The organism is Saccharopolyspora sp. NPDC050389, from assembly GCF_040655595.1.
Classification (GTDB): domain Bacteria; phylum Actinomycetota; class Actinomycetes; order Mycobacteriales; family Pseudonocardiaceae; genus Saccharopolyspora.
On sequence record NZ_JBFAKG010000167.1, the window covers coordinates 1 to 12,479 of the forward strand.

14 protein-coding genes and 1 pseudogene are annotated in these 12,479 nt (G+C 69.0%); 7 read left to right on the forward strand and 8 right to left on the reverse strand.

Features of this window, described 5'->3' with window-relative positions:
• The first annotated feature begins 324 nt into the window (after positions 1-324).
• Complete coding sequence (locus AB0I53_RS47905) at positions 325-1,788, forward strand: S8 family serine peptidase (protein WP_358617432.1); 1,464 nt, start codon at positions 325-327, stop codon at positions 1,786-1,788.
• Positions 1,789-1,952: 164 nt separating this feature from the next.
• Positions 1,953-3,188 (forward strand): FAD-dependent oxidoreductase, encoded by a 1,236-nt coding sequence (locus AB0I53_RS47910; RefSeq protein WP_358617435.1) that lies wholly within the window; start codon positions 1,953-1,955, stop codon positions 3,186-3,188.
• A 15-nt stretch (positions 3,189-3,203) separates the two neighbouring features.
• Here AB0I53_RS47910 and AB0I53_RS47915 read toward each other — a convergent pair whose 3' ends face one another.
• Complete coding sequence (locus AB0I53_RS47915; protein ID WP_358617438.1) at positions 3,204-3,773, reverse strand: TetR family transcriptional regulator; 570 nt, start codon at positions 3,771-3,773, stop codon at positions 3,204-3,206.
• A gap of 90 nt (positions 3,774-3,863) precedes the next feature.
• On the opposite strand from AB0I53_RS47915, the gene AB0I53_RS47920 reads away from it, so the two are divergent.
• The 4 genes from AB0I53_RS47920 to AB0I53_RS47935 all read left to right on the forward strand — a co-directional run bounded on the left by AB0I53_RS47920 (position 3,864) and on the right by AB0I53_RS47935 (position 7,273).
• Positions 3,864-4,439 carry a dihydrofolate reductase family protein gene (locus AB0I53_RS47920; RefSeq protein ID WP_358617441.1) on the forward strand — a complete coding sequence of 192 codons (576 nt, stop codon included), beginning with the start codon at positions 3,864-3,866 and terminating at the stop codon, positions 4,437-4,439.
• Between the two features lie 248 nt (positions 4,440-4,687).
• Positions 4,688-5,131 carry an SgcJ/EcaC family oxidoreductase gene (locus tag AB0I53_RS47925; protein WP_358617444.1) on the forward strand — a complete coding sequence of 148 codons (444 nt, stop codon included), beginning with the start codon at positions 4,688-4,690 and terminating at the stop codon, positions 5,129-5,131.
• 174 nt (positions 5,132-5,305) lie between these two features.
• Positions 5,306-5,773, forward strand: coding sequence for a pyridoxamine 5'-phosphate oxidase family protein (locus AB0I53_RS47930; RefSeq protein ID WP_358617446.1), 468 nt, complete (start codon positions 5,306-5,308; stop codon positions 5,771-5,773).
• Between the two features lie 159 nt (positions 5,774-5,932).
• Positions 5,933-7,273, forward strand: coding sequence for a serine/threonine-protein kinase (locus tag AB0I53_RS47935; protein ID WP_358617449.1), 1,341 nt, complete (start codon positions 5,933-5,935; stop codon positions 7,271-7,273).
• On the opposite strand, the pseudogene AB0I53_RS47940 reads toward AB0I53_RS47935, so the two are convergent.
• From AB0I53_RS47940 to AB0I53_RS47965, 6 genes and pseudogenes are all read right to left on the reverse strand, one after another.
• Positions 7,251-7,388: pseudogene (locus AB0I53_RS47940) on the reverse strand (exodeoxyribonuclease III); the annotation flags it as partial. The gene AB0I53_RS47935 and the pseudogene AB0I53_RS47940 overlap by 23 nt on opposite strands.
• A 24-nt stretch (positions 7,389-7,412) precedes the next feature.
• Positions 7,413-7,751 carry a HepT-like ribonuclease domain-containing protein gene (locus tag AB0I53_RS47945; RefSeq protein ID WP_358617451.1) on the reverse strand — a complete coding sequence of 113 codons (339 nt, stop codon included), beginning with the start codon at positions 7,749-7,751 and terminating at the stop codon, positions 7,413-7,415.
• On the reverse strand, positions 7,741-8,049 hold the full coding sequence (locus tag AB0I53_RS47950) for a nucleotidyltransferase domain-containing protein (protein ID WP_358617454.1): 309 nt from the start codon (positions 8,047-8,049) through the stop codon (positions 7,741-7,743). The genes AB0I53_RS47945 and AB0I53_RS47950 overlap by 11 nt, the downstream gene beginning before the upstream one ends.
• A 92-nt stretch (positions 8,050-8,141) precedes the next feature.
• The gene (locus AB0I53_RS47955) at positions 8,142-8,936 is read right to left on the reverse strand and encodes an exodeoxyribonuclease III (protein WP_358617456.1); all 795 of its coding nucleotides are present in this window, start codon (positions 8,934-8,936) and stop codon (positions 8,142-8,144) included.
• 71 nt (positions 8,937-9,007) lie between these two features.
• Positions 9,008-10,354 carry a HAMP domain-containing sensor histidine kinase gene (locus AB0I53_RS47960; protein WP_358617459.1) on the reverse strand — a complete coding sequence of 449 codons (1,347 nt, stop codon included), beginning with the start codon at positions 10,352-10,354 and terminating at the stop codon, positions 9,008-9,010.
• Positions 10,351-11,028, reverse strand: coding sequence for a response regulator transcription factor (locus tag AB0I53_RS47965; protein WP_358617462.1), 678 nt, complete (start codon positions 11,026-11,028; stop codon positions 10,351-10,353). The genes AB0I53_RS47960 and AB0I53_RS47965 overlap by 4 nt, the downstream gene beginning before the upstream one ends.
• A 150-nt stretch (positions 11,029-11,178) precedes the next feature.
• Here AB0I53_RS47965 and AB0I53_RS47970 point away from each other — a divergent pair, with 150 nt between their 5' ends.
• Positions 11,179-11,661 (forward strand): hypothetical protein, encoded by a 483-nt coding sequence (locus AB0I53_RS47970; RefSeq protein WP_358617463.1) that lies wholly within the window; start codon positions 11,179-11,181, stop codon positions 11,659-11,661.
• A gap of 24 nt (positions 11,662-11,685) precedes the next feature.
• Here AB0I53_RS47970 and AB0I53_RS47975 read toward each other — a convergent pair.
• On the reverse strand, positions 11,686-12,479 hold a 794-nt coding region (locus AB0I53_RS47975), incomplete at its 5' end, for an SAM-dependent methyltransferase (protein WP_358617465.1).

The following is a 12,479-nucleotide window of genomic DNA, read 5'->3' on the forward strand; positions in this document are numbered from 1 at the left end:
GACCGCGGCTTCGGTGGCGTCCAGCGAAACGCCATCGGTGGCGCGGCGGAGCGCACGGCGCATCGCCGATGCGCTCGGAGTGGGTTCCGGCGGGGCAAGTTCCAGATCTGCAACCGACACCAGCCGACTCTAAGTCGCCGAGCACGAACCACCCAACCGTCGTAGACGTGCCACACACCTCACTATCGGCTATTGAATTACTCCGTTCTGCCCTACCGGTACTCACCGAATCAGGCGCAAAATCCGACGAATACCACTGGGTGAATCACACTCTGTCTCCATAGGAGGGACAACGTGTCACGCACTAGAAGGAGCGGCCGGGCGATGCGCATCGCCGGCTCGGCGCTCGCGCTGGCGTTGCTGGTACCCGCAGGCATCGTCGGCGCAGCCGAATCCGCGCCCGCGGCCACCGCCGCGCCGGTTCACTTCGTCGTGCTCGGCCCGACCGGCGACGGCCTGCAGCAGACCGAGGAATCGGTCCGCGCGGTCGGCGGAACCGTCGTGCAGAGCTGGCCCCAGATCGGCGTGATCGTCGCGACCTCGACGGATCCCGGTTTCGCCGCCGCAGTTCGCACCCAGCCCGCCGTGGAGCAGGCCGGTGCCAGCCGCAACCTCGCCGAGCAGCTGCCGCCCGCGCAGTCGCAGCGGCTGGAGGCGCTGGAGGGCACGGTCGGCGCCATCCCCTTCGCCGCTGTTCCCGGCGAGGAGCCACTGGAGCCCGAGCAGTGGGACATGCGGCAGATCAAGGCCGAACAGGCGAGCGCGATCTCCCAGGGCAGCAAGGACATCACGGTCGGCGTGCTGGACTACGGCATCGACCCGACGCACCCGGACCTGAAGCCGAACCTGGACGTCACCAAATCGGTGAGCTGCGTGAACGAGGGCGTCCCGGACACCAGGCAGGAGGCCTGGCAGCCGCAGGACCCGACGCAGGACCACGGCACCCACACCGCGGGCACCATCGCCGCCGCGCGCAACGGCGTCGGAATCGCCGGCGTCGCCCCGGACGTCAACCTGGCCTCGGTGCGGGTCATCGACGACGGCGGCTTCATCTACCCCGAATACGCGGTCTGCGGCTTCATCTGGGCCGCCGAGCACGGCTTCGACGTCACCAACAACTCGTACTTCGTCGACCCCTGGTACCTGTGGTGCGACTCCGACCCGGACCAGAAGGCCGCGGCCGAGGCGGTGCGCCGCGCCGTCGCGTACGCGCAGAGCAAGGACGTCGTGAACGTGGTCTCGGCGGGCAACAGCAACTGGGACCTGTCCAAGCCGATCCGCGACACCAACAGCCCGAACAACGGCGGACCGATCCAGGACCGGCAGACCGGGCACGAGTGCCACGTCCTGCCCGGTGAACTGCCTGGTGTGGTCTCGGTGTCCGCGGTGGGCGTGGACGCGGTGAAGTCCTACTACTCCAACTATGGGCTGGGTTCGATCACGGTCACCGCGCCGGGCGGCGACAAGAACCAGATCCCGCAGACGCCGTCGCAGAACGGCCGGGTGCTGTCCACTGTGCCCGGCGGCGGCTGGGGCTGGATGCAGGGCACCTCGATGGCCGGGCCGCACGCGGCCGGCGTGGTCGCGCTGCTGCGCAGCACCCACCAGGAGTGGAACGCCCAGCAGGTGGTCGGCGCGCTGACCAACCAGGCGGACGCCCTGGAGTGCCCGACCAGCTACGACCCGGACGGCGACGGCAAGCCGGACGCGGTGTGCTCGGGCGGCAAGAGCGGCGCCGGTTTCTACGGCGCGGGCCTCATCGACGCCCTCGACGCCGTCCAGAAGTAGTCCCGAAACCCGCTAGCGGGTGACATCCGAAGGGCGTCTTCGACCGATCCAGTCGAAGACGCCCTTCGCTCTGTCGGATTTCGCACGATCTGGGGTTGCCTGGGCGAGTTGGCGGCAGGACGCTGGCGGTCCGGAGGGTTGTCGGTCGGGAGTGAGGCGCTGTCGTGGCTGATTCGGAGACCTTCGTGATCGTCGGTGCCGGCATGGCCGGGGCCAAGGGCGCGCAGGCGCTGCGCGATCTGGGATTCGACGGGCGCATCGCGCTGCTCGGCGACGAACCGCACCGCCCGTACGAACGCCCGCCGCTGTCCAAGTCGTATTTGATGGGCAACGCCGAGTTCGACAGCGCCTACGTGCACGAAGAGTCCTGGTACGCCGAAAACCGGGTGGATCTGCAGCTCGAGGTGTCGGTGCGGCGCATCGACCGGGCGCTGCGGCAGGTGGAACTCACCGACGGCCGCCGCCTCGACTTCGACAAGCTGCTGATCGCGACCGGCGCCAATCCCCGTTCGCTGCCGGTGCCCGGCATCGACGCCGAAGGCGTCCTGCACCTGCGGCGGGTCGAAGATTCCGACCTGATCAAGCGAGCCCTGGCCGGCATCGAGCGGCTCGTGGTGGTCGGCGCGGGCTGGATCGGTCTCGAAGTCACCGCCGCCGCGCGCGAAGCGGGCGTGGCCGTGACCGTCGTCGAGACGACGGAGCTGCCATTGCTGCGGGTGCTCGGCCCGGAGGTCGCCGAGGTCTTCGCGGCGCTGCACCGGGACCACGGCGTGGATTTGCGGTTCGGCACCGCGGTCGGCGAGATCCTGGTCGACGGCGGCCGGGCGGCCGGAGTCCGGCTGACGGACGGCGCCGAGGTCCCGGCCGAGGCGGTGCTGGTCGCGGTCGGCGTGGAGCCGGAGGTCACGCTCGCCCGTGATGCCGGCCTGCGGGTCGAAAACGGCATCCTGGTCGACGCTTCGCTGCGCACCGGCGATCCGAACATCGTCGCGGCCGGCGACGTGGCCAACGCGTTCAACCCGTTGCTGGGCAAGCAGATCCGGGTGGAGCACTGGGCGAACGCGCTCAACCAGCCGGCCACCGCGGCGGCGTCGATGCTGGGGCGCGACGGCAAGTACTCGGAGCTGCCGTACTTCTTCACCGACCAGTACGACCTGGGCATGGAGTACCTCGGGTACGTCGACCCGGACGGCTACGAGCAGGTGGTGTTCCGCGGCGACGTGGCGGCCCGCGAGTTCATCGCGTTCTGGCTGGCCGAGGGCCGGGTCCTGGCGGGCATGAACGTCAATATCTGGGACGTGCAGGACCAGATCAAGACCCTGATCACCTCGGGAACCACGATCGACCCGAACGCCCTCGCCGACCCGGACACGCCCCTCAACGAACTCATCGCCCGCTGATCCTCGCGCCACGGATCACGACTCCGCCAGGGACCGGTTCACGAACGCGGCGATCAGGTCGTCCACATCGAACTGCGCCAGGACTTCGGGCACCGTCAGGTGTTCCAGGATCACACCGGTCATCGCGTAGTAGAGCAGCACCGTCGTCGTGTCGTCGCCGGGAAGCCCGGATTCGCGACGGCCCGCGATGTTCGTGTTCAGGTTGGTGCGCAGGGTTTCGGTCAACGCCCCCCGGAGCTCGGGGCGCCGGATCGCCTCCAGGCGGAGTTCCAGCAGCGCGAGCCAGCCGGTGCGGTCCTCCGAGATGTGGTGGAACAGCGCGCGCATCAGCCCGGTGAGCAGTTCCGGCGACGGCGCCCGGCCAAGATCGTGCTGCGCCGGGTCGAGGGCCAGCCGCCGGTGGATGTGCGCACCGACCTGGTTGAGCAGGTCGGCGCGGTTGGCGAAGTAGTTCGACGCCGTCCCTTTCGGCACGGCTGCCTCGACGTCGACGGCGCGGAAGGTCAGGCCCCTCGCGCCGTCGCGCGCCAACACCTCGATGGCCGCGTCGACCAGCGCCGTTCGCCTTGCGGTGTTCTGCACCATCGCTCCTCCTGAGCAACCCGCTTGCAATCACTACGAACATAGTACTACCTTTGAAGCACTACATTCGAAGTGGTTTCTTTGGAGGCACCCATGCGAAAGCTGACCTACCTGATCGCATCGACCATCGACGGCTTCGTCACCGGCCCGAACGGCAAGCCGGACTTCTTCCTGCACGAAGGCGACCACGGCGAGTTCATCCGCGCCGAGTACCCGGAGATCATGCCGACCCACATCCGCCCGCTGATCGGCCTCGCCGACGCGCCGAACAAGCACTTCGACACCGTCCTGCAGGGCCGCAGCACCTGGGACGTCGGCGTGCAGGACGGGATGACGAACGCCTACCAGCACATGCGCCGCAACATCGTGTTCTCCCGCAGCGTCGCGGAAAGCCCGGATCCCACGGTGGAATTCGTCGCCACCGACCCGATCGAGCGGGTGCGGGAGCTGAAGCGGGAAGAGGGCATGGGGATCTGGCTCTGCGGCGGCGGGAAACTGGCGGCGGCCCTGAGCCCGGAGATCGACGAGCTGATGATCAAGCTGCACCCGATCGTCGCCGGATCCGGAACCCCGCTGTACAACCGCGAGTTCTCCCCCGAGCTGTTCGACCTCGCCGACACCCAGGTGTTCAACAGCGGAGTGATCCACCTGACGTACACCAAGCGCTGACCAGGCCTCCGCCATGTCCCGGCACGCCGACCGACGGTCGTGAGTGTTTTGGATCGCTACAGCAATCCAAAACACTCACGACCACACCGCCACGCACGACGCGAAGTCACGCCAGGTGCGCGAGAACGACCGCCTCCCTCGGCGCGATCGTGCCCGATCATGGCCGGTAGACCACGAAAACCTGTGGCGGTGATGCTCGACACAGGGGCATGGATCTCTAGCGTGATAGAGGTACCAGCCTCGTACCCATGACCGACAACGTCACGCAGCCTCCCTTGGTCGAGGACATCACCACCGATCACGAACCGGACATCGTCGCGATCAAGCAGGTGATCGCCGACGTCGAGACCGCCTTCAACACCAACGATCCCGACCTCATGACCGCCCACTTCGCCCGAAACGCCTCGGTCGTCAACGCGGTCGGGATGCTGATGTCCGGCCGGGAAGCCCTGCTCGACGCCAACCGCAAGGGCCTGGCCGGATTCCTGCGCGACGAGCACGTGCGCTACGAGGTCAGCGACATCGTCTTCATCCGCCCCGACGTCGCCATCGCGCACAAGAACGCGCGGGCCACCAAGCCCGATGGCGAACTCATCGACGTCGATCCCGCGATGATCGCCCTCTACGTCCTGGTCAAGGAACAGAACCGCTGGTGGATCGCGGCCCGGCAGAACACCCTCACGCAGTCTTGATCGGTCGGCACCGTGCGGGACGGCATCGGCTCGACCAGCCCGACGGGCTGGTCGGTTTCGCGCGAAATCGACACCGGCACAGTGGTGTCTGGTCCCATCATCGGCGCATGCCGAGGAACCATGCGTGAAGGTTCAGGCTGCGGGCGGAAATCGAGCACAGGAAGGGAATCCAGGATGGGAACAGTTCAGGCGGTCCGGTGGCAGGAGTTCGAGGCGGCCGCGCCGGAACTCGGCGATTTCGGACGGCAGCGCCTGCAGGCAGGCCCCTGCTACCTCGGGACCGTGCGGCGCGACGGTTCGGCGCGAGTGCATCCGGTCAGCCCGAAGGTCGTTCGCGGGCACCTCGTCCTCTACATGTACCCAACCTCGCCCAAGGGTGCGGACCTGGCGCGTGATCCCCGCTTCGCCCTGCACGCGACGGTCGACGACGACCACGGCACCGGCGGCGAATTCTCCTTGCGAGGCATCGCTCAACGCATCATCAACGACGACGCTCTTGGAGAAGAGCTGGCGGCAGGAGGATTCCCGGCACAGGACCGCTACATCCGCTTCGAACTGCTGATCAGCAGCGTGTTGGCCGGAACCTACGGCGAGGGCGCAGAGAAGCCCGAGCTACGCCGATGGTCAGCCCCTACGGCTTGACGGGTTCAGGTCGGCGAAGCGTCCTCGGACAAGTCGACTCGCCGAGGTCGAGCGGCCGCCCTCGCGTTCCGGCCAGGCCGAGCGAACGGACGAGATGCTCATGCCGGTGGCGGTACAGTGATCAACTGTCGTGCCGAGCGCGACGGGCGGGAGACGGTCATGCCTTCGAGACGGTCCGGTGACGTGGTCGGCGGACGCTACCGGCTGGCCGCCGAGCTGGGGTCCGGTGGTTTCGGGCGGGTCTGGCGGGCCCGCGACGAGACCCTCGACGTCGACGTTGCGATCAAGGAAATGCAGCTGCCGCCGGGGATGTCGAAAACCGAACGGGCCGAGCGGCTAGCGCGTGCCACTCGCGAGGCCCGCAACGCCGCCCGGTTGCGCAAGCACGACGGCATCGTCGCGATCCACGATGTCGTCGTCGAGGACGGCCTTCCCTGGATCGTCATGGAACTGGTCGACGGCTGCTCGTTGAGCGAGCACATCGAGCAGCACGGGCCGCTTCCGGCGGACAGGGCGGCCGAAGTGGCTACGGCGCTGCTGACGGCGATGGGCGCAGCACACCGGGAAGGTGTTGTGCACCGCGACATCAAACCGGCCAACGTCATGCTCGCCGAGGACGGGAAGGTCCTGCTCACCGACTTCGGGACCGCGATCCGCCACACCGACACCGCGCTGACCGCCACCGGGATGTTCATCGGCTCGGCGGAGTACACGGCGCCCGAGCGGTTGCGCGGCACCGATGGACTTCCCGCCAGCGATCTGTTCTCCCTCGGCGTGACCCTCTACCAGGCCGTCGTGGGCGTCTCGCCGTTCCGGCGCGGTACCCAGGAAGCGACGCTGGCCGCAGTACTGCTGGAGGAGGCCCCGGCACCGCGACGAACCGGACCGCTCACGCAGCTCATCACCCGGCTGCTGGACAAGGACCCGGACCGCAGGCCGACGGTCGCCGAGGCGCTGACCATGGCAGGTGAGCAGCCCGCAACCAAGGTCCACGTGCAGCGCGGCACCAAGATCCTCCCGACGCACGAAAAGCCGAAGAGGTGGCAGCCCAAAGGCGTTGCCGCGCTGATGGCGATCATCACCGCGCTCGGCATCGCAGGACTCCCCGATGCCGGCCCCACTTGGGGGTACTTCGAGAGCTACGGGGACACTGACTTGCTCAGCGGCGCCATATTGGGCGTCGCCGTTGCCGATGTCGTCATCGCCGGCTTGCTGTGCGCCGGTCTCGCTCGATTCCTGCCGAACGGCATCGGCAAGACCGTCACCGTCGTCGTCGCTGTCGCCGGGCTCGTCTTCGGTTGCGGTGCCGCAGCTTTCGCATTCAACGGCGCCGGAGAGACCTTCCGGAACGCGGCGGAGCTCTCAGGACAGGAGTCCGCGACGGCGTCGCTGGTCCTGATCAGCATCGTCGTCCTCATAGCGATCGGACTGGCCTGGGAGTCCTGGAAATCGCAACGTCCGGGTCGACGCGAAACGATCAGAAGTCGAACACAACCATGACCGACGTGTGGTCGGACCAGCGCTGGTCGTAGGACTCCGCGCGCTCGACCACCGCCGACGCCGTTCGCTTCGCCAGGGCTTCGGTCGCCACCTGGTAGTCGATGCACCAGCCGGTTGAAGCCAGAACGGCGGAACGCCCTCAGCGTTCCAAGAGCCGCCGCAGGACACGAGCCAGCCCGGGGAGCCTCTCGGTGAGGACTTGCCAAACCAGGGCATCGTCGACTGTCGCGTACCCGTGGATGAGGATGTTGCGGAATGCCACGATACGACCGAGATCCGGCACCTGCGCGGCAAGCGCGGAATCCACCTTTGACAGTTGGTTCAGAGCTTCGCCGATGATCTCGAACTGGCGCTCGACAGCAGAACGCAGCATGGGGTTCGCTTGATAGCCGGCGTAATCCTCGCCCTTGCTGAAGTCGCTCAGCAATTCCGCTGCCTGAAGCGCATCCCAGAGGTAGGCACGAGCGTCACGCCGCATAGAGGAGTTCCCTGCTGTCCAGCACGTGCTGTTTGAAATAGGGATTGCGAATGCTCGTGGCGCTCACGAGGTCGACCGGGCGATCGAGGATCCGCTCCAGCCCCTCCTTCAGATCGAAGTAGGTGCTGAAGTAGTCGAACCCCGGACCAACATCAAAGTCGACCAGCACATCAACATCGCTGGACGCAGGATCGAACGAGTCCCCCACAGCCGAGCCGAACAGGTCGAGGCGACGCACCGAGAGCAAGCGGCAGAGCTCTTCGATCTCGCTGCGTTTCGCTTCGATCAACTCGTGCACAACCGTCACCTCCCGAGGTCGATTGTGCCCGATCAGACCTGGCTGGTCACGGTCGCTCCGGTGCACGTCGCACCAGGTGGGCCCGTCTGACGCTAACGATCGAACACGGCGGTTACCGGGGCGTGGTCACTCCAGCGCTGGTCGTAGCTCTCGGCCCTCTCCACGTACGCATCCGTGCAGCGGCTTGCCAGGTCGGGCGAACTGACGACGTAGTCGATGCGCCAGCCGGAGTCGTTGTCGAAGGCCTTGCCTCGGTAGGACCACCAGGAGTACGGGCCCGGGCCTTCCGGGTGGAGGTTCCGGACCACGTCCTCGTAGCCGCTCTCGAAGAGCTCCGTCAGCCAGGCCCGCTCCTCCGGGAGGAAGCCCGCTTCCTTCTGGTTCGACTTCCAGTTCTTCAGGTCGATCTGCTGGTGCGCGATGTTCCAGTCGCCGCAGACCAGCACCTCCCGGCCCTCCGCTGCGGCTCGTTCGCGCAGGTCGTCCAGGTACGCGCGGAACTCCTTCATGAAGCGTTCCTTCTCGTCCTGGCGCGGGGTGCCGACGTCGCCGCTGGGCAGGTAGAGGCTCGCGACCACGAGGCCCGGCAGGTCGATCTCCGCGTACCGGCCGCTCTCGTCGAACTCCGCCGAGCCGAAGCCGATGCGCACCGCCTCCGGCTCGGCGCGGCTGTACACCGCCACTCCGGCGCGGCCCTTCGCCGAGCTCGGGGCCAGCACGGTGTGCCAGCCGGCGGGTTCCCGGACCTCCGGCGTGAGCTGTTCAGGCTCCGCGCGGGTCTCCTGCAGGCAGATCACGTCGGCTCGGGTGGCAGCGAGCCACTCCACGAAGCCCTTCTTCGCGGCGGCGCGCAGGCCATTGACGTTCACGGTCGAAACAGTCAGCACGCCAGCGAGGGTAACCACCGGCACCGACGATCAACCCTCCCGGTCGCCCGGCGCGGAACGATCTTCTCCGGTCAGGCCAGCCAGAACGCTTCGCGGGTGCGTCGGCGACGGTCGCGGCGGCGGGTGGGCTTCGGCGCCGCCGGGCGCTGCCACAGCCACATGCACACCCGGGCGCCGCCGAGGCTGGAGCGGTCGATCGCGAGCCGTCCCCCGGTGGATTCGGCGACCCGGCGGGCGATGTCCAGGCCGAGGCCGGTCGATCCGGCGCTGCTGCGCCCGCGCTGCACGGCGTCGGAAGACTCCGCCACCCCGGGCCCGGCGTCCTCCACGATCACCCCGACCACGCCGTCTTTCTGCTGCACCGACACCACGAATTCCGTCCGTTCCGGGGTGTGCCGGAAGACGTTGCCCACCACGGCGTCCACCGACGCGGCAAGCTCCGCTCTCGGCACCGGGACGTGGACCTCGCCCTCCGCACCGCGCAGGCTCCACGGCCGCTGCTGGTCCTCGGCCAGCGCCGACCAGAACCCGAGCCGCTCGCGCAGCAGTTCCGCGACGTCGCAGTCGGCTTCCTCGCTCGGCCCGGAACGGCGGGCGCTGGTGATCACCAGGTCCACCTCGCGTTCCAGCCGGTCGATCGCCACCCGGGTCTGGTCGGCGGCCTGGTCGTCGCCCAGCGCCTCTGCGTTGAGCCGCAGCGCCGTCAGCGGGGTGCGCAGCCGGTGCGAGAGGTCGGCGGCCATCTCGCGCTCGGCGGCGAGCAGTTGGCGAACCCGGTCGGCCATGGTGTTGAACGCGCGGCCCGCCTCCACCAGTTCGGGCGGGCCGCTGGGATGCACCCGGACGCTGAGGTCGCCGGCGCCGAGCGCGGACGAGGCTTCCGCGAGCCGGGTGGTCGCGCGCACCACGCGGGCCGCCAGCCGGTCTGCGACCAGCAGCGACCCGACGACCAGGACCAGCCCGACGGCGCCGAGCACGAGCCAGGCCCGCAACACCCCGCGGGTCTGGTCCGCGGCCGGCACGAAGACCTCGGCCAGCGCGGTGCGCCCGCCGTCCAGCGCGATGGGCTGCACGAACGCCGTGCCGCCTGCCACTTCCACGCTGGAGGTCCGCACGTCGGCCATCGCCAGGTTCACATCTCCCGCGCCGACCCGACCCGAGCCCACCACGCCGCCGTCCGGCAGGTACACGGCGAGCCGGCCGGACTGCCCGGCGCGCGTGCTGGCGACCGCCTTGCCGACCAGGTCGTGATCGGTCGTGGTGGCCAGCACCGGCGCCAGCGCGACGGCCTGCCGTTCGGCGCCGGACATCGCCTGGTCGCGAGCCATCTCCTTGATCATCAGGCCGAGCGGGATGAGGAACGCCAGGGCGACCATCGAGGTCACCGCCAGCGCCACCAGGACGATCGTGCGCCTCATTCCGGTTCCACGAGCTTCACGCCGACGCCCCGCACGGTGTGCAGGAATCGGGGTTCGGCGGCGCTCTCGCCGAGCTTGCGCCGCAGCCAGGACAGGTGGACGTCGATGGTCTGGTCGTCGCCGTAGGACTGCCGCCACACCTGGGCGAGCAGTTCGCGGCGCGGCACCACCCGGCCGGGCCGGGCCGCGAGGTAGGCCAGCAGGTCGAACTCGCGCCGCGTCAGCTCCAGCTCGGCGCCGTCCAGCGTCGAGACCCGGCTGCCGAGGTCGATGCGCAGCCCGGCAACCTCCAGCAGTTGCGCCGGCTGCGCCCCGCGGGCGCGGCGCAGCACCGCTTCGATGCGGGCGTTGAGGTGTTCGCTGGAGAACGGCTTGACGATGTAGTCGTCCGCGCCCGCGCGGAGCAGGCGGATGATCTCGCTCTCGTCGTCGCGGGCGGTCGCCACGATGGTCGGCACGTTGGAGACGCCGCGGATCATCTTGAGCGTCTCGCCGCCGTCGAGGTCGGGCAGGCCGAGGTCGAGGATGATGACGTCCGGTGGGTGCTCGGCTACTTCACGCAACGATGCCAGGGCGGTTCCGACGCTGCGAACGACCCAGTCCCGCGCGGTCAAGTCCCGGATCATCGCCGCCCGCACCACTGGATCGTCCTCGACAACCAGAACCACAGCCATGCCGGGGACGATACGGGGACTGTGAGAGTTCTTCGCCTTCCGGTCCGCGGGCGGGCTGCGCCGCACCGCGAGCGGCGGCCGACGTTCGGCGCCGCCGAATCCCGCACCCCAGGGAGGCATTACGCGCCGCAGTCGGGTAAACCCGTGCGCATGAAACGAGCGGTCGCCTACATCGGCGTGTGGTTGGCCGCGACCACCGCCGCAGTCACGTTGTCCTGGCTCGGCGTCCGCGACGTCATCCGCGGCGCGGTGTTCGAGCCGCCCGACGCGATTCCGCTGGTCCAGCCGGGCACGACGGCCCCGCCGCCCCCGCCGACGACGACGGAGCCGAGCCCCGAACCATCGCCGACCACAGTGGACACCCCGACGCCGAAGCGGACTCCGACCCCGTCGCGGACCGCCGACGCCGGTGACGTGCGCACCTACGAGGCCAAAGGTGGCAAGGTCGTGCTCTCAGTGCACGCCGGCGGCGCGAAGCTGGTCTCCGCGACGCCGCGCCCCGGCTACACGGTGCAGACCTGGGACCAGGCCGTCGGCTGGCTGCGGGTGGAGTTCACCGCCGGCCAGCACGGTTCGTCCGTGATCGCGACCTGGCACGACCACCCGACCTCGGTCCAGACCATCGAGTACTGACGGCCCGAAAGCGCCTGCGGCCGGTCAGGGTTTGCGGGCGACGCCGCCGATCAGCAAGCGGTGGAAGGCGTTCACCGGCGCCCCCGGCCCGTCCGGCCACCACGTCGCCACCGGCACCAGCCCCGGTGCCAGCAGTTCGAGCCCGCCGAAGTAGCGCTCGATCTCCTCGCGGGACCGGAACCAGCCGCTGCCCATCGCGCCGAGGTACGCCTGCTCCATCAGGTCGGCCAGCCGGGCCGCCTCGGCGTCCTCGGGACGGCAGAAGTGGCTGATCGCAACGTAAGAACCGGCCGGCAGCGCGTCGATGTAGTGCGCCATCAACTCCTGCGGGCGGTCCTCGTCGGCGATGTGGTGCAGCGTGCTGAACAGGAACAGCGCGATCGGCCGGGACCATTCCAGCGTCCTGGCGACGGGCCGCTCGGCGAGCAGGTGCTGCGGCTCGGTGATGTCGGCCGCGACGAAGTGCGTGCTGTCGTTCTCCACGAGCAGGGCGCGGCCGTGCACGATGGCGGTCGGATCGTTGTCGACGTAGACGACGGCCGCATCCGAGTTGACCCGCTGCGCCACCTCGTGGGTGTTCTCCAGCGTCGGCAAGCCCGATCCGCAGTCCAGGAACTGGTCGACGCCGACGGTTCCGGCCAGGTACCGGGTGACCCGCTGCAGGAAGGCGCGGTTGTCCTTGGCCAGCGCGCCGGGTTCCGGGGTGACTTCGGCGAGCGCGTCGATCCAGTTCCTGCTCGATGCGACGGCCATGTCCGCGGTGACGCTGCAGATCCTGCCGTTCGAGCTCGGCCGGTCCGGCGCGGAGGGCGCGTTCA